The sequence below is a fragment of the Terrabacter sp. Root85 genome, from assembly GCF_001429185.1.
Classification (GTDB): Bacteria; Actinomycetota; Actinomycetes; order Actinomycetales; family Dermatophilaceae; genus Terrabacter.
In genome coordinates this window covers 971,448-991,261 of sequence record NZ_LMIW01000008.1, presented here as the reverse complement: position 1 = coordinate 991,261, position 19,814 = coordinate 971,448, and the positions used below count along the sequence as shown (strand labels likewise).

Here is a 19,814-nt window from a genome sequence, read left to right as displayed (position 1 = left end):
GGCGCGTGAACCGGCCGGCGGCATACGCCCCCAACGTGCGGAAGGGCCCGCCGACGTGAGTCGACGGGCCCTTCCGACGGAGCGGACGACCGGGCTCGAACCGGCGACCTCAACCTTGGCAAGGTTGCGCTCTACCAACTGAGCTACGTCCGCCTGCCAGGCCCTCGGAGCCGGGGGCTCCGTGGGTGCGAGGTAGACCATAGCGGACGGTCACCCGGTTGGCGAAATGCGCCGAAACCCGCTCTCGGAGTGGCCGTTCGGCTACTTGTCGACGGCCATCTCGCCGAGCTCGGACCACTGCGTCCCGGCGACCGTCGTGTTGACGATCCTCGGGGTGGCCGAGAGGTAGGCAGGCAGGTCGGAGGTGGCCTGGCGGAAGTGGTCGCTCTGCACGTGGGCGCCTCCGGCGGCGTCGTCACGGAAGGCCTCGACGAGGACGTACTCGGTCGGGTCGTCGAGGCTGCGCGACCAGTCGAACCAGAGGCAGCCGTCCTCGGCGCGGGTGGCCTCGGTGAAGGCCCGGGAGATCTCGGGCCAGTCGTCGGCGTGCTCGGGCTTCACGGGGAACTTCGCGGTGATGAAGATCAAGGCAGGTCACTCCTGGGTCTGGATGAGTCGGTCTCGTGTGTGCCGGGAGCGGCGGCGCTCGCGACACGGTCCTCGGGTTGGATACCCAACAGTGGACGCCACCCATCGTGCAGCGTCCTGCCGCTTCATCCCCGGGGAGTGATGTCGGGTGCGGAGCCGGCGCGTTCCATGGAGGTATGTGCCGCTGGATGGTGTACTCGGGTGACCCGATCCTCGCCGAGGACCTGCTCTTCAAACCGGAGCACTCGCTCATCGAACAGAGCCTCCACTCCCGGATGGGCGCCACGACGACGAACGGCGACGGGTTCGGGATCGGCTGGTACGGAGACGAGCCCCGACCCGCGGTCTTCAAGAGCGTCGACCCCGCGTGGAACGACGAGAACCTCCGCGAGCTCACGACGCAGGTGCGCACGCGCCTGATGTTCGCCCACGTGCGGGCCTCGACCGGGACCCCGGTGCAACGGAGCAACTGCCACCCGTTCCGGCACGACACGTGGCTCTGGATGCACAACGGCGCCGTCTACGGCTTCCACGAGCTCAAGCGCGACCTCATGTTCGCGATCGACCCCTCGCTCTACCCCGACGTCGAGGGATCGACCGACTCCGAGGCGCTCTTCTTCCTCGCCCTGACCTTCGGCCTGCAGGACGACCCAGTCGGCGGTGTCGCCCGAGCCGTCGGTTTCGTCGAGGACCTCGCCGAACGACGCGGCGTGAGCAACCCCGTCCAGGCCACGATGGCCACGAGCGACGGCGAACGCGTCTGGGCCTTCCGCTACTCGTCGCAGCACGAGAGCCGCACCCTCTTCCACTCGACCAACGTGGGTCAGCTGCGCGAGCTCCACCCGGAGGTGGAGATGCTCCGCACCCTCGGTGACGAAGCACGGTTCGTCGTGTCCGAGCCGCTCCGGGACCTGCCGGGCGCCTGGCGTGAGGTGCCGGAGTCGTCCTGCGGCATCATCCAGCCCGGCGACGACGAGTTGCGGCCCTTCGAGCCGGTCCGACCCACCCATGTGGCCTGAGGGCGCCAGTCGGCCCGTGCACCCCCGAAGGACTGCACGGGCCGGATGACCCCGGAGCCGGGCTCTGGTCAGAGACCCAGGATCCGGGACTTCTGTGTCTGGAACTCCTGCTCGGTGAGCACCCCCGAGGCACGCAGCTCGCCGAGCTGCTGCAGACGGGCCAGGTCGGCGTCAGGGTCGGGGGCCGCGGGTGGAGGCGGCGGCGGTGGCGCGGCATACTCCTGCGGCGCCTGCTCCGGTGGTGCCTCCTGGGCCGCCCACCGGCCGGCCTGTCGCCGTGACACCCGGTTGGACACCGCTGTCGCGGTCCCGGCGACGACGGCCGTCCGCGCCACCCCACGTAGTAGTCCCATCGTGTTCTCCTCCTTCTCGACTGCGGTTCGTCCTGACGTTCACGAGCCCTGGCACCGACCCGGTGCGGGACGTCGCTGGTCGGCGTCGCTACTCGGCGTCGCCGGCGGCGGCCTCGAGCGCCTCGAGCCGGGCGATGACGGCGTCGGCGGGGAGTCGGACGCTGGCGACGACCTCGGCTCCGGCCCGCCTCATGGCGGAGACGAACGGACCGGCCCACGTGTTCTCGTAGACGAGGACGGCCACCGCATCCCCGGGCTTCACGAGGTCCGCCGCCGCGGCGAGGTCCTCCTCGTCCAACAGGTCGGACTCGACGCCTTCGAAGACGGCGAGGTCGAGCGTGCCGTCCCCGTCGAGGTCGGTGATGGCAACCGCGGTGACCGTCCCGTCCGCGTCCCGGACGAGGCCTCGCATGTCGAGCACCCGGATGGTGCCGGCGTCGACGAGCCTGACCAGCTCGGCCAGACCTTCGCCCGTGAGCCGGGCGCCGGGAAACTCCAGCGCAAGGTAGTCGATCGGTCCGACATCGACGTTGACACTCATGTCTGCCTCCTTGGCGACTCTCGACTGACACCCCGACACTCGTCCCGGGGCTGGTCCCCGTGCATCGCTCCACGAGGATGAGTTGACCGTGACCTGTCGACCGCGTTGCTCAGCTCACGGGGTCGTGACCCGGCGTCGGGTCGCCGACCTGGTGCACCGCGGTGACGCCGATCCCGAGCGTCTCCAGCAGGGCCAGGACGCGCGGCAAGGCCTCGGGGTCGGCCGTCGGCAGACTGAGGACCGTCGCGCCGCCGACGTCACGTCGCGGGATCGTGCCGAGGGCGTCGGCGAGGTCCGCTGACAGCTGCCCGTCGACGACGACCTCGTACACCTGCATGCTGCGCCCCACATCCCGATCTCGGCGATGCCCTTCCGCGGCATTCGCCCACGTGGTTACTCTGGAGGGGATCCAGACATCCCCGCATCCCTCAGCGGGGGTGACCTCTTGGGAAGCAGGGGCACCCATGGTCGGTCCACGCCACGCCCGGATGTCTGTGCCCCTCCCATCGGCCGGCGCCATCGACCGGTTGCGGCTGACCCCACTGCTCGAGCGGCGTCCGGTGACGGTGCTCTCCGGCATGGCGGGGTTCGGCAAGTCGACGCTGCTGTCCGAGACGGTGCGACGCCAGCAGGTCCGCGGAGCGGGATTCTGGCTGACCGTCGACGACTCGGACCGGGACCCGGTGCGTCTGGTGTCGGATCTGCTGGCCGCGGCCAGCCTCGCCGGCATCGAGCAGCTCACCGCGGCCCTGGCTCCGCTTCGTGCCTCGTCGCTGCGTGCCGAGCCCGTGGCCCTCGTCGACGCGCTGCTCGAGGCGCTCTACGACACCGCTGAGCCCCTCGTCCTGGCCCTCGACGACGCACAGCACCTCGCAGGGGCCAAGGCCTCGGCAGAGCTGGTCAACCACCTGCTCAGATGGGCCCCTGCCAACATGCGCGTCGTGATCGGCGCGCGGGTGGTGCCGCCGCTGCGGCTGCAGAGACTGCGGCTCGACGACCACCTCACCTACCTCGCCCACAGCGAGCTCGCCTTCAGCGCCGACGAGACGGCCGAGGCGGTCAAGGCGTCCGGTCTCGAGCTGGACGGCGACACCGTGGCCTCCATCCACGAGGCCACGGGCGGGTGGCCCGCCGGGGTCCGCATGGCCATCCTCGCGGCCCGCCACGACGACCGACCCCGCAACGTGCCGGTCGAGCTGCGCCGCGACCGGGCGCTGGCCGACTACCTCGCGACGGAGGTGCTCGCGGCCCTGAGTGACGAGATGCGCGACTTCGTCCTCGACAGCTGCCTCGACGAGCTGGTGTGCCCATCCCTCATCGACGGCATCCGTGGCACGACCACCGCCGAGGCGCTCCTCGAGCAGTGCCTGTCCGACGGGATCTTCCTGTCGCGGGGAGCGGCTCCCACGGACGAGCCCTGGTACCAGTGGCACCCGCTCTTCGCCAGCCACATCCAGCGCCGTCTGGCGACGGATCGGCCCGAGCGGGCCGTCCAGCTGCACTCCGCAGCGGCAGCCTGGTGGGTCCGCGTCGACGCGCCGACGGCGATCAGGCACGCCGTGGCCGCGGGCGACGGTGACATGGCGTCGCGCATCTTCTCCGAGCACTGGCTGGAGCTGTTCCTCGAGGGTCGGGTCGACGCCGTCACGGACGCCGTGCAGCACCTCCCGCACGCCGTCGCGGACAGTGCCGACGTGCACCTGGCCCAAGCGCTCGTCCTCGTGCGCCGGGGCCGGCTCGACGCCGCCCGCGCCGAGATCGCCTCTGCTCGACGCGCCGTGGAGCGGCTGCCGCAGCAGGACCAGGACGGGATCGAGGAGCGCACGGCGATCGTCGAGCTCTTCCTCACCGGCTACGACCAGGGGCTGGGCGCCGCGGTGGAGTCCGGGGAGGCGATGCTGGAGCGGCTCGCCCGGGGCGGCCGCGCCCCGGACCCGGCGGTCCAGGCGTCCCTGCAGGTCTTCGTCGGGATGGGCGAGGCGCGCCTCCAGACCCACGACGAGCTGCCCCTCGAGATGCTGCGGGCCTCGGCGGCCACCGCTCACGACAGCGGCCTGCTCGCGCTCGAGCTCACCGCCCTGGCCGAGTCCTGCATCCCCGCGATCGCCGAGGGCCGGCTGACCGAGGTGCACGACCTCGCCGTCGACGTGTTGGCCCGGGCCGCGGACCGCGGCTGGGTCGGTCTCGTGACGCTCGCCCCTGCCGTCGCCTACCTCGGCTGGCTGGACTACTGGCGGGGCAACCTGACCCAGGCGAGGGACCAGCTCGAACGCAGCCTGTCGATGGTGCTCCCCTTCGACCTGGAGCTGCGGGGGCTCACGCTGAACTTCCACGCGAAGACGTGCCTGGCGCTCGGTGACACCAAGGCCGCCAGGGCCAGCATGTCCGAGATCGGCGCCATGATCAGCTCCCATCCCCAGATCCCGTGGTGGCCCTCCATGCTCGACGGCCTGGAGGGGCTGGCCCTCATGGCCGAGGGTCGGAAGCCCGAAGCCGTCGCCCTCGCATCCTCGGCCCCGCTGGAGACCGACTACCGCCTCGCGCCGGCTCACCGTGCCAGGGTCCTGCTGCTGGCAGGTGACCCCGAGGCTGCGCTGGCAGAGATCTCCCGCGTGCCGATGGGCGGGGGGTTCGTCCACCTCACCTGCCTCGGCCGGTGCATCGAGGCAGAGGCCAGGTCCAAGCTCGGGCGAGCCGACGCCCATGCCTCCCTGGAGCTCGCCCTCGCGGCGGCCGAGCCCGACCAGCTCTACGGGCCGTTCCTCGCCGGCGGCAAGACGATGGCCCAGCTGCTCAAGGCGCACCTGCGTCACGGGACCAGCCACCCCGCTGCGCTGACGCAGGTGCTCGCGCGCCTCTCGAGGCAGCACGAGCACCACGTGCCCGGGTGGGGTGAGCGCCTCACCGACCGTGAGCGGGTGATCCTCCAGTACCTGGCGACCAACCTCACCAACGCCGAGATCGCCGAGGCCGAGTTCATCTCGCTCCACACGACGAAGACGCACATCGCGCACATCTACCAGAAGCTCGGGGTGGGCAGCCGCCGGGCAGCGATCCGTCGGGCCGCCGACCTCGAGCTCTACTAGGCCCGACCCCGCACCTCGCTCGACCGGCCGTTCCCGCGCGTTCGGCGTCCATCTCCCCCTCGGCGGATGACGCACGGTGCCAGGACCTCGCGACATCCTGCGACAGAGACGTGGACACCCCCGTCACGAGAGGGGCCAGCATGCGAGCGATCGTGGTCGTGGCCGGTGACGTCGACGAGCGCGACGTGTGGCCGTATGCCGTGTGGTCCGACGGCGACGGCACGAGCACGACGTTGACCGTGACCGTGCACGACAGCCAGGAGCTCGTCGGCGTGCTCGCCGCGCTGACCGCGCTGGGGCTCGAGGTCATCTCGACCCGGCTCGTCGACGAGCCGGGTGGCCCCGCTCCCTCCGACCCCCGTCGCTGACACCCGATCTCGCTCTGGGAGAGCGATGCCGCACTCCCCTCGGCGGGATGAATGTAGGGCTCGACAACAGGTCAATCCACTCGACCGTCGCAGCACGCGGCGGCACTGAAAGGTCGGTCTTCACCATGGACTTCTGGAGCTTCTTCTGGCTGCTCGTCTGGTCCTTCTTCTTCGTCGCCTACCTGATGATGCTCTTCCAGATCTTCGGTGACCTCTTCCGTGACGAGTCGCTGGGCGGCGTCGCGAAGGCCATCTGGGTCATCGTGCTCATCTTCTTCCCGCTGATCTCGGCGCTGGTCTACGTCATCGTCCGCGGCCGCGGCATGGCCGAGCGCACGATGAAGCGCACCTCGGAGCAGATGGCGGCACAGGAGGACTACATCCGCACCGTCGCCGCGCCCAAGTCGTCGTCCATCGAGGAGCTGACGCAGGCCAAGGCGCTGCTCGACGCCGGCGCCATCTCGCCCGAGGAGTTCGCACAGATCAAGTCCCGGGCCCTGGCATGACCCCGACCGCCCCGGGTGCGCTTCGGCCGGCCGGGGCCGTCGACCGTGACCGCCTGCTGGCCACGTTTCTCGGGCTCGTGGCCGTGGACAGCCCGACGGGCCACGAAGGCTCGATCGGCACGGTCCTCGAGGCTCGCTACCGCGAGCTGGGCTGCTCGACCACCATGGACGACATCGGCAACATCGTCGCGGTCTACCCGGGCACGCGGCCGGGAACGATCCTCGTGTCGACGCACATGGACACGGCCGGCACCGACCGCGGGATCGTCCCCATCATCGGGGACGACGGGATCATCCGGACCGACGGCTCGACGATCCTCGGGGCCGACGACAAGTCCGGGCTCGCCGGTTGCCTGGAGCTGCTCCGGCTGCTCCAGTCCAACCGCGGATGGACCTTCCCGACGATCGAGTTCGTGTCGACCGTCGGCGAGGAGCGAGGTCTGGTCGGCTCACGTCATCTCGACGTGAGCCGGCTCGACGCGACGCACGGCTTCGTCCTCGACACCGCGGGCGTCATGGGGTCGATCACCTACTGGTCACCGACCTCGGTCTACCTCACCATCACCGTCCACGGCCGCAAGGCCCACGCCGGCGTCGAGCCCGAGAAGGGCATCAGCGCCGTGCGGGTGGCCGCACAGGCCATCGCCTCGATGCCCCTGGGGCGCATCGACGAGGAGACGGTCGCCAACATCGGCACGATCCGGGGCGGCGAGGCCCGCAACATCATCCCCGACACGGTCGAGCTCGAAGGGATGGCACGCAGCCACGACCAGGACAAGCTCGACCACCAGCTGGCGGCGATGCGGAGCGCGTGCCAGCTGGCGGCCGACGAGGCCGGGGCGACCGTGGACTTCGCGGCGGAGGAGATCTACAAGACGTACAAGATCGCCGAGGACGCCCTCCCCTACCGAGAGGCAGCCACAGCGATCCGGTCCCTCGGGCTCGAGGTCTCTCCACGCAAGTCGGGTGGCGGCACGGACGGAAACTACTTCAACGCCAAGGGAATCCCGTGCGTGGCCTTGCCGACCGGCATGGTCGACGAGCACGCAACCAGTGAGCACATCGCCATCGACGACATGGTGCTGGCCTGCCAGACCCTCGTCGCGATCGTCACCCAACCAGCTCAGGAGTGAGCGCCATGAGACACCGGACCCTGAGTCGGACAGCAGCCACCGTGGCCGTATCGGCATCGCTCGTCCTCGGAGGCTGCGCCACCGCCCCGGCGACGCAGGACCTGTGCAGCAACGCCAAGAACCTCACGACCGCGGTCGAGGAGATGCGCGCCCTCAAACCGGACGGTACGAAGGTCGATGCCCTCACCGCCAAGGTCGATGCCGCCCTCGCCAAGCTCGACACGTTCCAGGCCGTGACCGAAGGACGGTTCGACTCCGCCGTCTCCACGCTGCGCGCGAACCTCGACGCCTTCCGGCAGACCCTGGCAGCCGCCAGCAACGAGGCCTTCACCGCCGCCGCACCGCAGCTCACGTCGTCTCTCAAGGACGTCAGCTCGGCGTACGCGGCACTCAACGAGTCCCTCGCCACCCAGTGCCCGACCGGTTGACCGGCCGGGCATCTCGCTAGGAAGGAAACGACATGAGCGTCAGCTTCGTGCTCGAGGCACTCGTGGTGCTCGGGGCGATCGTCATGGGAACCCGCGCAGGCGGCGTCGGGGTCGGCCTGTGGGGCGGCCTCGGCACCTTCGTGCTCGTCTTCGTCTTCCGCGAGCCGCCCGGCGAGCCGCCCGCAGCGGCCCTCGCGATCATCCTCGCCGTCGTCACCTCGGCCGCCATGATGCAGGCTGCCGGCGGGATCGACTGGATGGTCTACGTCGCAGCAGGTGTCATCGAGAAGCGTCCCAAGCAGATCACGCTCATCGCACCCCTCACGGCGTTCCTCTTCTCGATCGGCGCGGGGACGAGCAACATCATCTACCCGCTGCTCCCGGTCATCTACGACGTGTCGTACAAGAACCACATCCGTCCCGCGCGGCCCCTGACGGTGACCGTCGTCCAGTCAGGTATGGCGCTGGCCGCCTCGCCCGTCTCGGCGGCCATGGCGGCGATGCTGACGCTCACGGAGGTCGCGCCCTACAACCTCGGACTGACGCAGATCCTCGCGATCACCATCCCGTCGTGCGTCATCGGCATCGTCGTCACCTCGCTCGTGGTCAACCGGATGTGGAAGAACCTCGACGACGACCCCGAGGTGCAGGCCAAGATCGCCTCGGGCGAGCTCGCCGCACCCCAGCACGCGATCGAGGGCGAGTCGGCCTCCTCAAGGCTGACCTACACCAAGGAGGGGCGCAACTCCGCGCTCGCGTTCCTGGCCGGCGTCATCCTCATCGTCGTCTTCGGCCTCTTCCCCCAGCTGCGACCGGCGTTCGCCGCCGAGGGCGAGGCCGCCGTGCCCATCGACATGACGACGACCATCGTCCTGGTGATGTTCGTCGTCGGCGTCGCGATCCTCTTCCTCGGTCGCCCGGACGTGAAGACCGTCCCCGACCAGTCCGTGTTCAAGGCCGGCATGATCTCGGCGATCGCCCTCTTCGGGATCGCCTGGCTCACCGCCACGTTCATCTCGGCCCACGAGGACTACATCGTCAGCACCATCGGCGGATGGGTCACGAGCTGGCAGTTCATCTTCGCCCTCGCGGTCTTCCTCGTCGCCGCACTGACGACGAGCCAGTCGACGGCGACGCGGACCATCGTCCCCATCGGCCTCGCCGCGGGACTCCCGGTGGGAGTCGTCACGGGCATGTGGGCCGGTGCCCTGAGCGGCGTCTACACCCTGCCGGCGAACGGCACGCAGATCGCCGCGGCCAACTTCGACCTGACGGGCACGACCAAGCTCGGCACGAAGCTGCTCGACCACAGCTTCTTCGTCCCCATGCTCGTGATGTCCGTGGTCACCATCGCCGTCGGCGCGCTGATCGGCGGGGTCTTCTTCTGACCCCGCCTGACCGCGCCATCAGACAACCACGGAGGAGAGACCATGCAGGCCAAGGAGATTGCCGACAAGGCTCGGGCACTGATGCCCGGGGTCATCGAGGACCTCGAGAAGCTGGTGGCGATCCCGTCGATCGCCTTCCCCGGGTATCCCTCGGAGCCGATGGAGCAGATGGGGGCCACGACGTTGCAGATGTTCCGTGACGTCGGCTTCACCAACGCCGAGCTCATGGAGGTGCCCTCGGGGTACCCGCCGATCTATGCCGAGATCGAGGGGCCGGCGGGCTCGCCGGTCGTGGTGCTCTACGCCCACTACGACGTCCAGCCCGCTCCGCCCGAGCAGGGGTGGACGAGCGACCCGTGGACGCCGACCCACAAGGACGACGGCCGCATCTACGGCCGGGGTGCGGCCGACGACATCAGCGGGCTCGTCAGCCACCTCGGCACGTTGCGGGTCTTCGACGGCAAGCCGCCCTGCACGGTCAAGCTGATCCTCGAGGGGATGGAGGAGACGGAGAGCAACCTCGAGGCCTTCGTCGAGGCGCACCCCGAGCTCTTCGCCTGCGACCTCTTCGTCATCTGCGACATGGGCAACCTCCGCGTCGGCGAGCCGGCGCTGACGACGGCCCTGCGCGGAGACGTCGCCTGTGTCGTGACGGTCCGCACCCTCGAGCACCCCCTGCACTCGGGTGTCTTCGGCGGCCCGGCGCCGGACGCCATGATGGCCCTCGCGCGACTGCTCTCGACCCTGCACGACGACGAGGGCAACGTGTCGATCGCCGGTGCCTCCACCAGCGTGTGGGACGGCGCCGACCTCACGGAGGACGACCTCCGGTCGAGCGCCGATGTGCTCGACGGAGTCCAGCTCACCGGCACCGGTCGCATCGGTGACCTGCTGTGGGCCCGGCCGTCCGTCAACGCGATCGGCATCGACATGACGAACATCGCGACCTCATCGAACGTGCTCATCCCCGAGGCCAGGGCCAAGATCTCGATGCGCATCGTCCCGGGGTCCGAGCCGGAGGCGGAGCTCGACGCCCTCGTGACGCACCTCGAGACGCATGCACCGTGGGGGGCGAAGGTCGAGGTGCAGCGCACCAAGGCCGCTCCCCCGTTCCTCTGCAAGACGGACGGCCCGGGGTATGCCGCGGCGCGCGACGCCTTGGCCGAGGCCTACGGCCGACCGGCCGGCGAGGCGGGCTGCGGCGGCTCCATCCCGTTGCTCCGCACGCTCGAGACGGCTGCTCCCGGCGCGGAGTTCGTGCTGTGGGGGCCGGAGGACGTCGCGGCCGCGCGGATCCACGCGTCCGACGAGAGCGTCGACCCGAGCGAGATCGAGAAGATGATCGTGGCCCAGGCCCTCCTCCTCCAGCGCCTCGCCGACGGCGCCGGGTCCGGGTCCGGGTAGGCCGCGGCGGCCGGCGCATGACGTGGGTCGTCGCAGTCTTCGCGCTGCTGGTCATCGTCTTCGTGACCCAGTCGGCCCGCGTCGGCCGGGCGCACCTGACTGGTCCCATCGTCTTCGTCGTGGCCGGCATCGTGCTCGGCGTCCTCGTGTCGGGCGGGGCCGACACGAGGACGAGCCGCACCATCGCCGAGGTGACGCTGGCCCTGACGCTCTTCCACGATGCGGCACAGCTGCAGCCCCGCGAGGTGCGTGGTGACTCGGTCTTCACCGGACGACTCCTCCTCGTCGGTCTCCCCCTCACGATCGGCGCCGGGTACCTGCTGGCGCGCGGCATCTTCCCCGGCTCCAGCGCGTGGCTGGCCCTGCTCCTCGCGGCGACCCTGGCTCCCACCGACGCCGGACTCGGCGCGGCCACCGTGCTCAACCCGGTCGTGCCGGTCCGGGTGCGGCGCATCCTCAACGTCGAGAGCGGTCTCAACGACGGGATGGCCACTCCGGTGGTGCTGTTCGCCATCGCAGCGGCCGCTGGGGTCGCGCCCGAGGACGCCCTCGTCGACGCCCTGCGCGAGCTCGCGATCGGAGCGCTCGTCGGCATCGCGGCGGGGTACGCGTCCGGCCGGCTGATCGAGCGGTCGCGCAGAGCCGGTTGGGCGGAGTCGGGGCTGCTGCCCATCGCAACGCTCTCGGTGCCGGTGCTCGCGTACTACGGCGCCGTCGAGGTCGGCGGCAACGGGTTCGTCGCAGCCTTCGTGGCCGGGACGGCATACGCAGCTGCTCAGACGGACTCGAGGCACACGCACGCCGGCCTGGAGATGACTGATCGGCTCTCTGCACTCCTCGGGTTCGGCGTGTGGCTGCTCTTCGGGATCACGGTCGCCCACCATCTCGACTGGATGGTGCGGTGGCAGAGCCTGCTCTACGCGGCGCTCTCCCTCACCGCCCTGCGGATGCTTCCCGTCGCGCTGTGTCTGCTGGGCACGGGACTGCAACGACGCACCGTCCTCTTCGTGGGCTGGTTCGGGCCGCGCGGGCTCGCCTCCGTCGTCTTCGCGCTCATCACCTACGAGACCCTCGGCGCAGCCGACCCCGCTGTCCAGACCGTCATCGGCGCCGTCGCCACGACCGTGCTCCTCAGTGTCATCCTGCACGGCCTCTCCGCGGGGCCCTGGGCGCAGCGGTACGGGGACTGGGCACAGCGCACCGGTCCCCCGGTCGAGACCCAGCCCGCGGCAGAGCCGCTGGCCGTGCGCCGGTCGGTGGGCGGGCACACCACCTACGGCCCCCGGGAGGAAGGCGTGCCGCCGCCCCGGTGACGCTCCGTGGTCCCCGGGCCTGCCTCTAGATCCCGCGCCAGGTCGACGTCGCGCGGCCGATGCGCTCGGAGAGCCCGGAGCCGACGACCACCCCGACGGCGATGGCCACGATGCTCAGCAGGGCGTTGACGAAGTCGCCGAGGCCGGCGGCCTGGTCGACACCGACGATGCGCGCCACGCCCTGGAGTCCGAGCGCGCCGGGCACGAGCATCCAGAACGTGGGCAGGAAGGTCACCGGCACAGGAGGACCGCTTCGACGGCTCTGGATCGCGTAGCACACGGGCAGGACGACGGCCGCGGCCAGGAAGCTCGCGCCGAGGGTGCCGAGGACGCGTCCTGACAGCGCCTGGACACCGTAGGCGACGTAGAGCACCACGAGGAGCCATCCGAGGGTCCGGCGCGGCGCGGACGAGGCGACGAACTGCCCGACCCCGAAGACGAGCACGCCCACCCAGGGTGCCCACGCTCCGAGGGTCACGGGCGCCTGTCCCACGGCCGGCGGCAGGCCGGCCAGCTCGGCCCCCATAGCAATGCCGAAGGTCAGCACGAGCAGGCGTTCGAGCCCGTAGACCAGGCGCGCGGAGCCCGCCAGCATGTCTCCCGTCGACAGCTCCACGGTCGCCATCGTGAGGGCCGCACCCGGCAGGAAGGTGACGAGGGCGGGGATGACGATCTCCAGCGGCGGCGAGTCGAGCGCCGGGGCCACCCACTGGAACACGATGGCCGTGACCACCGTCGCGGTCACGACGGGGAGCACGAGCGAGAGCATGGGCTCGCGGTCGGCCCACCACCGGAGGCCGCCGACGAGGAAGCCGATGAGCAGGAACGCCGGCAGGGCGCTGGCCGTGGGGTCGAGCATGAGTCCCAGCCCGACGGTGAGGACTCCGCTGGCGAGGACGGACACGCCCCCGCCGAAGCGTGGCCGTGAGGCCACCAGCGCATCGAGGCGCTCGCGCGCGACGCCGGCCTCCACCGAGCCGTGGCGGATGTCGTCGATGAGCCGGTAGAGCGCGTCGACCTGGTCGAGCCGCAGAGGCACGCTGCTGCCGGCCTCGAAGTCCATTCGGCTGGAGTCACCCGTGTCGATGCGCACGAACACCCCGGTGGGCACGACGAAGAACGTCACGCCGGTGGCCGCATAGACGTCCGCGACCTGTTCGAGGATCTGGGTCACGCGCTCCGTCGCGTCGCCGGCACGGGACATGACGACGCCGAGATGGCGGAGCAGGTCGAGGACGGCCTCGGGGGGCGGTGCGTCGAAGTCCTCGGGCTCGGGGTCCGCCGCAGGGCCGAGAGGCGCGAGGTGGGACTGGGCGACCTCCGCGACGCGCGACCACCAGCGACGGCTCACCGACCGCACGCGTGCACCCGGTGTGACGAGCCCCCCGGGTACCGGGTCCGATGCGCTGGACACGACACCAGCGTGCCAGCCGCCGCGGTCGTCAGAGTCATCCTCCACGGGTGACTCTCACGAGCCGTGTGGCGTCCTAGATTCGAGGAGCGCGGCAGGCGCGTGTGCTTGGCGGAGGGAGCGCAACCATGACCGAAGCGAGTTCGTCAGCCGCGTCCGGGAGTTCCGGACGGCCGGCGGCGCAGACTGCGGCCCGAGCGGGCGGGGTGCTGGCCGCCACCTGCCTCTCGACCTTCGTCGTCAACGCCAACACGTCGGCGGTCAGCATCCTCCTGCCGGCCATCAGTGCGGACACGGGCATGGACGTGACGACCCTGCAGTGGGCCGTCACGGGCTACTCGCTCGTCGGCGCCGCGGTCATCGTGACGTCCGGCTCGCTGGGTGACGTCTTCGGCCGCAAGCGGGTCTTCCAGCTCGGTCTGATGCTCTTCGTCGTGTCCTGCATCTTCATCGCCCTGTCGTCGTCCGGAGGCGCCGTCATCGCCGGCCGCGTCATCCAGGGCGCGGCGGGGGCCACCATCCTGGCCTGCGGCCTGAGTCTCCTGTCCGTGGCGAACGACGGACAGGAGCAGCTGCGTGCGGTGTCGCTCTGGGGGGCCGCCGCCGCCGTCGGAGCGGCGGCCGGCCCGCTCATGGGTGGGGTGCTGGTGTCGGTGATGGGCTGGCAGGGGCTCTTCTGGGTCGACGCCGTCATCGCCGTCGTCTGCATCCTCATCACCGCCCGACGCGTCTCCGAGTCGCGCGACACGACCCGCTCGCGGTCGATCGACTACGCCGGCTCGATCCTCATCGCGTTGACGCTGGCGCCGCTCATCCTCGCGCTGAGCAAGGGCGGCGACTGGGGCTGGGGGTCGGTCGCCACGCTCGCGTGCATCGCCATCGGTGTCGCGGCAGGATTCGCCTTCGTCGCCGTCGAGCGGCGGGTGGCCGTCCCGATGCTCGACCTCGGACTGCTTCGCAACCGCGTCCTCGTCGGCTCGACGATCGCCATCCTCATCGGTGCCGGCACGATCAACGCGCTGATGTACCTGCTCAGCCTCTACTTCCAGGACCCGAACGCCCTCGGCTTCACGACGCTCCAGGCAGGTCTGGCGACCTTGCCGGCGACGATCGGGCTCGTCGTCATCGCGGCCGCCGTGCCGCGCCTCACCGCGCGCCTCGGGGGTCGCCAGGTCGTCGCCATCGGGTTCATCCTGACGGCCGTCGGTTTCGCCGCCCTCGGGTTCGCGGACGCCGACTGGGCCTACCGTGCCTTCCTCCTGCCATTGCTGGCCGTCGCCGTGGGAATGGGACTGTCGAACGGGCCCGCGTCGTCGGCGTCCACCGCCTGTGTGCCGGAGAAGCAGGTCGGGTCCGCGTCCGGGGTCTCGAACATGGCGCGCTACGTGGGGGCGGCGGTCGCAACCGCGCTGGCCGCGACGATCTACGGAGCCGTCATCGCCGACCGCACCGCGGAAGGGAAGCCCGCTGCAGACGCCCTGGCCTCGGGTCTCGCGACCGCGTCGTGGGTCATGGCCGCCTTCAGCATGGCCGGAGTGCTGATGGCCGTCCTGATGGGCCGGCACCAGGCCGCCAAGGGAACGATCCACGACTCGGCGGCCGCCGCCGCGTCCACTGCCATGACCCTGCGCACCACCGCGACGGGTGCTGCGGTGAAGGGCGCCTGAGGCCGGGCGTCCCTCGTCGCGCCGTTCAGCGCGTCAGGCGTTGGAGGAAAAGGGCCTCGGCGAGAGCCATGTCCTCGATCTCCCGCGGGTGAACGCTCTCGTTGGGGGCGTGGATCAGGGCCAGCGGTTCCTCCACGCCCATCAGGATCAGCTCGGCGCCGGGGTAGGTCTCCGCGAAGACGTTGCACAGCGGGATCGAACCTCCCTGACCCAGGCTCACCATGGGACTGCCGAAAGCCTCCTCCATCGCCGAGGCGATGGCCCGATAGGCGGGCCCGTCCGTCTGGGCCGAGAACGGCGACCCCGTCGCCTCCGTCTCGACGGCCACGTGCACGCCCCAGGGAGCCGCGGCGACGAGGTGGTCCGTCAGCGCCTTCTCCGCCACAGCGGGATCCGTCCCCGGGGGGATGCGCAGGTTGAGGCGGGCACGCGCCCGGGGGACGATGGCTGCTGCCGACCCGACGACGGGCGGGCAGTCGATGCCCAGGATCGTCATCGACGGCCGCGCCCAGAGCATGTCGGACACGCTCCCGTCGCCGAGCAGCGACGCCCCGTCGACGACGCCCGCATCGCTGCGGAACTGGGCCTCGGGGTAGGTGGCCCCCGACCACTCCTGGCTGTTGTCGAGGCCGGACACCGTCGTGTTGCCCTCGGCGTCGCGCAGGCCGGCGAGCATCGCGACGAGCGCCGCGAGGGCATCCGGCGCGGCGCCCCCGAACATGCCGGAGTGGACCTCCGAGGCAAGGGCCTCGACGGTGACGACGACATTCACCATGCCGCGCAGGCTCACCGTTGCTGCAGGTCGTCCGACCGCGGCGTTCCCGGTGTCACAGACGAGGACGGCATCGGCGCGGAGCAGGTCCGCGTGCTTGGGCACGAAGTCCTCGAGGCCACCCGTCCCCTGCTCCTCCGACCCCTCGACGACGAGCTTGAGGTTGACCGGCACGTCGTCGCCGAGCGCTCGGAGGGCTGTCAGGTGCATGACGATGTTGCCCTTGCAGTCCGCCGCGCCTCGGCCGTACCACCGGCCGTCGACCTCGGTCAGCTCGAACGGCGGTGTGCGCCAAGCCGTCTCGTCGAGCGGTGGCTGCACGTCGTAGTGGGCGTACAGCAGGACCGTGACGGCCTCGGGGTCTCCGCAGGGGCGTGATCCCACGACCGCCTGGCTCCCGTCCGCGGTCTCGGCCAGGTGCGCGTCGGTGAAGCCGACCGCCGCGAAGGCGTCGAGCACCCACTGGGCGGCCCGGGCACACTCCTCCGGCGGGTACTGGCGTGGGTCGGCGACGGACGGGATCGACACGAGCTCAGCGAGGTCCGATCGTGCCTGCCCCATCAGACCGGCGACACGCTCACGCAGCTCCACGCGTCGTCACCCCCTCACCGTGTCGGCGAGGTCGAGGCCGTCGACGAACTCCTGGAAGGTGGGCACCTCGTCGGGGCAGTAGATCTTGAGGACGGCCAGCTGGCCCTTGACCACCCGGTTGTCGGCGATGACCGGTCGCATGCCCGGCCCGGCCGCGCCGTTCATGAGCTGGCCGAGCAGGATGCCCTTGCGCAGCGACCCGTTCGGGTCGTCACACACCGCTCCGCCGTCGTCCCCGAGGACCCGCACGACCTGCTCCTTGCTCGGCGCACGAGCACCTGCCGCGGTGAGGGCTGCGATGAGTTGGGTGGCCTTCTGGTCGGCTTGCTGCGACGACTTGCCGGAATGGAAGGTCAGCAGCGCAATGACCGTGAGGGCCACGATCGCGATGCCGGCGACGATGTAGGTCGTCCGGTTCTGCTGGTACGTGGCGCTCTCCGTGATGTTCATGATGCGGCCACCTCTGACGTCTCAGGCTGCTTCCACGAGGGCTTGCGCAGCCTGTAGAAGAGGAACGGAACGAGCAGGCCGAGCCCGAGCGCGCCAGCCGCGACGATCACGAGATACGTTGCGGGACTGCCCGACCCGAACTGCGAGGGCGGGACGAACCCGATGAGCAGGGCTGCGAGGGAGGCGGCGAAACCGATGCCGCAGAGCGCCCCCAGCATCGGCGCCCGGTAGCCACGCGCGTGGTCCGGGTCGTTGCGCCGCAGGCGCACCGCGGCCACGAACATTAAGAGGTACATGATGAGGTAGACCTGCGTCGTGATGACGGAGAAGATCCAGTAGGCGCTCGACACGTTGGGGATCAGGGCGTAGCCGAGCCCGATGATCGTCGTGATGATGCCCTGCGCCACGAGGATGTTCTGCTGGACGCCGTTCTTGTTCAGCTTCTGCAGCACCGGTGGCAGGTAGCCCTCCTGACGCGAGATGAGCAGCAGGCCCTTCGACGGGCCGGCGAGCCAGGTGAGCATGCCACCGAGCGACGCGGTCACCAGCATGACCCCGACGATCGGGGTCAGCCACTGCGCGCCGAAGTTCGCGAAGACTGCGTCGAAGGCCTGCATGACCCCGGCCGTGAGCGACAGCTCCTCGGCGGGCACGATCCAGCTGATCGCCAGGGCCGGCAGGATGAAGATCGTCAGCACCAGCCCCATCGCGAGGAACATCGACTTCGGGAACTCCTTGGCCGGGTTCTTCAACGAGCCGACGTGCACCGCGTTCATCTCCATGCCGGAGTACGACAGGAAGTTGTTGACGATCAGCACGAGGCTGGAGAGCCCAGCCCAGACGGGCAGCAGGTTGTCTGCGGTCATCGGAGCGGCGGACGGGTTGCCCTGACCCAGGAAGACGGCGCCCAACGTGACGAGGACGACACCGGGGATCAGCGTGCCGATGATGAGCCCGGCACTCGCCAGACCCGAGACGCCCTTGGTCCCCCGCGACGAGACCCACACGGCGGACCAGTACACGACGACGATGACGAGGGCGGTCCACACGCCGTTGGACGCGAGCGCCGGATTGATCACGTAGGCCAAGGTGCTCGCCACGAAGCCCAGCAGGCTGGGGTAGTAGAAGATCGTCATGGCGAACTGGCACCAGACGGCCAGGAAGCCCATCGGCTTGGAGATGCCACGGGCCACCCAGTTGTAGACGCCGCCATCCCACCCCGAGGCGAGCTCTGCCGAGACCAAGGAGGTCGGGATCAGGAAGACGATGGCGGGCACGATGTAGAGGAACACGCACGCCAGGCCGTACACCGCCATCGTCGGAGCCGCCCGGAGGCTGGCGACCGAGCTGGTCGTCATCATTGCCAAGGCGATCCACGAGATGTAGGCCGTGGCCGGTGCCCTGGTGCGCCTCGTGGCGGCGGCGACGGGTTCGTCGGCCGACGCGTCCATGGCGCTCATGACCGCGTCTCCGCCGTCGCGAGCGGTCCTGCGCCCGAGCCTCGCTCGTGCCTAGACCGACTGAGCTCTCCGTACGCCCTCACGCCCACCTGCATGCCGACCACCGTCCGCTCCTGAGATCACTGCACGTGACACCAGACTCCTGTTGAGGGAGTTCCGCGGGCGTCACTCGTTCGGGTTGATACAGGGACAGACCTCACGCGACGACGGCGAGCCCGTGGTCGGTGTTGTTGAGCCGAACGGCACCGGTCTCGGTCACGGTGACGATGTCCTCGATGCGCACGCCGAAGCGTCCGGCCAGATAGATCCCGGGTTCGACCGAGAAGCACATCCCGGGGACGAGGGGCTGCTCCTCCCCCTCGACCATGTACGGCGGCTCGTGGGTGGTCACCCCGATGCCGTGGCCGGTCCGGTGGATGAACGCGTCGCCGTAGCCCGCCTCCGTGATGACCGCCCGCGCCGCGCGGTCGACGTCCTGACACGTCGCTCCCGGCCGGGCCGCGGCGACCCCGGCCTCCTGCGCGACCCGCACGATCTCGTGGACGTCGCGGATCTGCTGGGTCGGCTCCCCCACGCAGACCGTGCGGGTCGTGTCGGACCCGTAGCCGAACATGAGGCCGCCGAAGTCCAGCACGACGGCGTCACCCTGCTGGATGACGCGGTCGCCGGCCTCGTGGTGCGGGTTGGCACCGTTGGGGCCGGACCCCACCACCGTGAAGTCGACCTGCTCGTGCCCGAAGTGACGCAGCAGGGCAGCGAGGTCCGCGGCCACCTCGGTCTCGCGGCGCCCGGCGAAGCGGACCTTGACGATCTCCCCGTAGGCCGCGTCGGCCGCAGCACCCGCCGCCGTGAGCCGCGCCAGCTCGTCGGGTCCCTTGACCGCGCGCATCATCGGCAGCCCCACGGTGAGCGACTGGTAGGTCGAGCGGGGCAGGGCTGCTTGCAGACCGAGCAGGTGGAGCGCCCACGCCGAGTCGGAGACGCCGTACGTGCCGTCGGGCCGCAACAAGGGTGCGGCGGCGAGGTAGGGGTCGGTGGCGTCGGCCCAGTCCATCACCCGCATTCCGCGGACGCCCTCGGCCGCCTCGGCATCGGGCCGCTCGAGGGCGGGGACCAGCAGCGTCGGCTCCTGGTCGGGCGCGAGCACGAGCACCGTCAGCCTCTCGGTGATCGCGGTGGGCTGGTATCCGCTGAGCCAGACGAGATCCGGTCCCGGAGTCACGAGGACGCCCGCGAGGCCGGCTTCGGTCGCGGCTGCCACGACGCGTCGTCCACGCGCCCGGTAGTCCTCCGCGGTGAACGGGGGTGGTGGCTGCACGTCGACAGGGCTCATGGA

Annotated in this window: 19 protein-coding genes and 1 tRNA gene; 10 read left to right on the top strand and 10 right to left on the bottom strand. The window is 70.5% G+C overall.

The window, feature by feature from the left end; all coding sequences use genetic code 11:
- Positions 1-80: 80 nt before the first annotated feature.
- Together ASE25_RS11075 and ASE25_RS11070 are read right to left on the bottom strand one after the other, a co-directional pair.
- A tRNA-Gly gene (locus ASE25_RS11075) sits at positions 81-153 on the bottom strand.
- A gap of 108 nt (positions 154-261) precedes the next feature.
- Complete coding sequence (locus ASE25_RS11070; RefSeq protein ID WP_056777302.1) at positions 262-588, bottom strand: putative quinol monooxygenase; 327 nt, start codon at positions 586-588, stop codon at positions 262-264.
- Between the two features lie 176 nt (positions 589-764).
- On the opposite strand from ASE25_RS11070, the gene ASE25_RS11065 reads away from it, so the two are divergent.
- Complete coding sequence (locus ASE25_RS11065) at positions 765-1,607, top strand: class II glutamine amidotransferase (protein WP_235508640.1); 843 nt, start codon at positions 765-767, stop codon at positions 1,605-1,607.
- A gap of 68 nt (positions 1,608-1,675) precedes the next feature.
- Here ASE25_RS11065 and ASE25_RS11060 read toward each other — a convergent pair whose 3' ends face one another.
- The 3 genes from ASE25_RS11060 to ASE25_RS11050 form a co-directional block, all read right to left on the bottom strand.
- Positions 1,676-1,960: an SHOCT domain-containing protein gene (locus ASE25_RS11060; protein ID WP_056777308.1), complete on the bottom strand. Its 285-nt coding sequence runs from the start codon at positions 1,958-1,960 to the stop codon at positions 1,676-1,678.
- A gap of 88 nt (positions 1,961-2,048) precedes the next feature.
- On the bottom strand, positions 2,049-2,501 hold the full coding sequence (locus ASE25_RS11055) for a DUF6325 family protein (RefSeq protein ID WP_056777311.1): 453 nt from the start codon (positions 2,499-2,501) through the stop codon (positions 2,049-2,051).
- 109 nt (positions 2,502-2,610) lie between these two features.
- Positions 2,611-2,838, bottom strand: a complete 228-nt coding sequence (locus ASE25_RS11050; protein ID WP_056777314.1) for a hypothetical protein — start codon at positions 2,836-2,838, stop codon at positions 2,611-2,613.
- Between the two features lie 151 nt (positions 2,839-2,989).
- Here ASE25_RS11050 and ASE25_RS11045 point away from each other — a divergent pair, with 151 nt between their 5' ends.
- The 8 genes from ASE25_RS11045 to ASE25_RS11010 all read left to right on the top strand — a co-directional run bounded on the left by ASE25_RS11045 (position 2,990) and on the right by ASE25_RS11010 (position 12,127).
- Positions 2,990-5,587 (top strand): LuxR C-terminal-related transcriptional regulator, encoded by a 2,598-nt coding sequence (locus ASE25_RS11045; protein ID WP_156415583.1) that lies wholly within the window; start codon positions 2,990-2,992, stop codon positions 5,585-5,587.
- Between the two features lie 140 nt (positions 5,588-5,727).
- Complete coding sequence (locus tag ASE25_RS11040) at positions 5,728-5,955, top strand: hypothetical protein (protein WP_056825321.1); 228 nt, start codon at positions 5,728-5,730, stop codon at positions 5,953-5,955.
- Positions 5,956-6,080: 125 nt separating this feature from the next.
- Positions 6,081-6,461, top strand: coding sequence for an SHOCT domain-containing protein (locus ASE25_RS11035; RefSeq protein ID WP_056777323.1), 381 nt, complete (start codon positions 6,081-6,083; stop codon positions 6,459-6,461).
- Positions 6,458-7,594: a M20/M25/M40 family metallo-hydrolase gene (locus ASE25_RS11030; RefSeq protein WP_056825319.1), complete on the top strand. Its 1,137-nt coding sequence runs from the start codon at positions 6,458-6,460 to the stop codon at positions 7,592-7,594. The genes ASE25_RS11035 and ASE25_RS11030 overlap by 4 nt, the downstream gene beginning before the upstream one ends.
- Before the next feature lie 41 nt (positions 7,595-7,635).
- Positions 7,636-8,022, top strand: a complete 387-nt coding sequence (locus tag ASE25_RS11025; RefSeq protein WP_056777327.1) for a hypothetical protein — start codon at positions 7,636-7,638, stop codon at positions 8,020-8,022.
- A 32-nt stretch (positions 8,023-8,054) separates the two neighbouring features.
- Positions 8,055-9,410, top strand: a complete 1,356-nt coding sequence (locus ASE25_RS11020) for an anaerobic C4-dicarboxylate transporter family protein (protein ID WP_056777330.1) — start codon at positions 8,055-8,057, stop codon at positions 9,408-9,410.
- Between the two features lie 42 nt (positions 9,411-9,452).
- Entirely contained in the window at positions 9,453-10,814 is a 1,362-nt protein-coding gene (locus ASE25_RS11015) for a M20/M25/M40 family metallo-hydrolase (RefSeq protein WP_056825318.1), read from the top strand.
- Between the two features lie 17 nt (positions 10,815-10,831).
- Positions 10,832-12,127 carry a sodium:proton antiporter gene (locus tag ASE25_RS11010; protein ID WP_056825316.1) on the top strand — a complete coding sequence of 432 codons (1,296 nt, stop codon included), beginning with the start codon at positions 10,832-10,834 and terminating at the stop codon, positions 12,125-12,127.
- 25 nt (positions 12,128-12,152) lie between these two features.
- On the opposite strand, the gene ASE25_RS11005 is transcribed toward ASE25_RS11010, so the two are convergent.
- Positions 12,153-13,541, bottom strand: a complete 1,389-nt coding sequence (locus ASE25_RS11005; RefSeq protein WP_235508639.1) for a threonine/serine exporter ThrE family protein — start codon at positions 13,539-13,541, stop codon at positions 12,153-12,155.
- Between the two features lie 125 nt (positions 13,542-13,666).
- On the opposite strand from ASE25_RS11005, the gene ASE25_RS11000 reads away from it, so the two are divergent.
- The gene (locus ASE25_RS11000; protein WP_235508638.1) at positions 13,667-15,205 is read left to right on the top strand and encodes an MFS transporter; all 1,539 of its coding nucleotides are present in this window, start codon (positions 13,667-13,669) and stop codon (positions 15,203-15,205) included.
- A 25-nt stretch (positions 15,206-15,230) separates the two neighbouring features.
- Here the strand turns inward: ASE25_RS11000 and ASE25_RS10995 are convergent, their stop codons facing one another.
- The 4 genes from ASE25_RS10995 to ASE25_RS10980 form a co-directional block, all read right to left on the bottom strand.
- On the bottom strand, positions 15,231-16,568 hold the full coding sequence (locus ASE25_RS10995; RefSeq protein WP_056825314.1) for a dipeptidase: 1,338 nt from the start codon (positions 16,566-16,568) through the stop codon (positions 15,231-15,233).
- A gap of 6 nt (positions 16,569-16,574) precedes the next feature.
- A complete protein-coding gene (locus ASE25_RS10990) occupies positions 16,575-17,018 on the bottom strand; it encodes a hypothetical protein (RefSeq protein WP_056777345.1) in 444 nt (147 codons plus the stop codon).
- Complete coding sequence (locus tag ASE25_RS10985; RefSeq protein ID WP_082622813.1) at positions 17,015-18,478, bottom strand: APC family permease; 1,464 nt, start codon at positions 18,476-18,478, stop codon at positions 17,015-17,017. The genes ASE25_RS10990 and ASE25_RS10985 overlap by 4 nt, the downstream gene beginning before the upstream one ends.
- Positions 18,479-18,674: 196 nt before the next feature.
- A complete protein-coding gene (locus tag ASE25_RS10980) occupies positions 18,675-19,811 on the bottom strand; it encodes an aminopeptidase P family protein (RefSeq protein ID WP_056825310.1) in 1,137 nt (378 codons plus the stop codon).
- Positions 19,812-19,814: the final 3 nt, after the last annotated feature.

Coding starts and splice junctions, on each gene's coding strand:
- ASE25_RS11065 (WP_235508640.1), top strand. CDS start 765: ATGTGCCGCTGGATGGTGTACTCGGGTGACCCGATCCTCGCCGAGGAC.
- ASE25_RS11060 (WP_056777308.1), bottom strand. CDS start 1,960: ATGGGACTACTACGTGGGGTGGCGCGGACGGCCGTCGTCGCCGGGACC.
- ASE25_RS11055 (WP_056777311.1), bottom strand. CDS start 2,501: ATGAGTGTCAACGTCGATGTCGGACCGATCGACTACCTTGCGCTGGAG.
- ASE25_RS11050 (WP_056777314.1), bottom strand. CDS start 2,838: ATGCAGGTGTACGAGGTCGTCGTCGACGGGCAGCTGTCAGCGGACCTC.
- ASE25_RS11045 (WP_156415583.1), top strand. CDS start 2,990: ATGTCTGTGCCCCTCCCATCGGCCGGCGCCATCGACCGGTTGCGGCTG.
- ASE25_RS11040 (WP_056825321.1), top strand. CDS start 5,728: ATGCGAGCGATCGTGGTCGTGGCCGGTGACGTCGACGAGCGCGACGTG.
- ASE25_RS11035 (WP_056777323.1), top strand. CDS start 6,081: ATGGACTTCTGGAGCTTCTTCTGGCTGCTCGTCTGGTCCTTCTTCTTC.
- ASE25_RS11030 (WP_056825319.1), top strand. CDS start 6,458: ATGACCCCGACCGCCCCGGGTGCGCTTCGGCCGGCCGGGGCCGTCGAC.
- ASE25_RS11020 (WP_056777330.1), top strand. CDS start 8,055: ATGAGCGTCAGCTTCGTGCTCGAGGCACTCGTGGTGCTCGGGGCGATC.
- ASE25_RS11015 (WP_056825318.1), top strand. CDS start 9,453: ATGCAGGCCAAGGAGATTGCCGACAAGGCTCGGGCACTGATGCCCGGG.
- ASE25_RS11010 (WP_056825316.1), top strand. CDS start 10,832: ATGACGTGGGTCGTCGCAGTCTTCGCGCTGCTGGTCATCGTCTTCGTG.
- ASE25_RS11000 (WP_235508638.1), top strand. CDS start 13,667: ATGACCGAAGCGAGTTCGTCAGCCGCGTCCGGGAGTTCCGGACGGCCG.
- ASE25_RS10990 (WP_056777345.1), bottom strand. CDS start 17,018: ATGAACATCACGGAGAGCGCCACGTACCAGCAGAACCGGACGACCTAC.
- ASE25_RS10985 (WP_082622813.1), bottom strand. CDS start 18,478: ATGAGCGCCATGGACGCGTCGGCCGACGAACCCGTCGCCGCCGCCACG.
- ASE25_RS10980 (WP_056825310.1), bottom strand. CDS start 19,811: ATGAGCCCTGTCGACGTGCAGCCACCACCCCCGTTCACCGCGGAGGAC.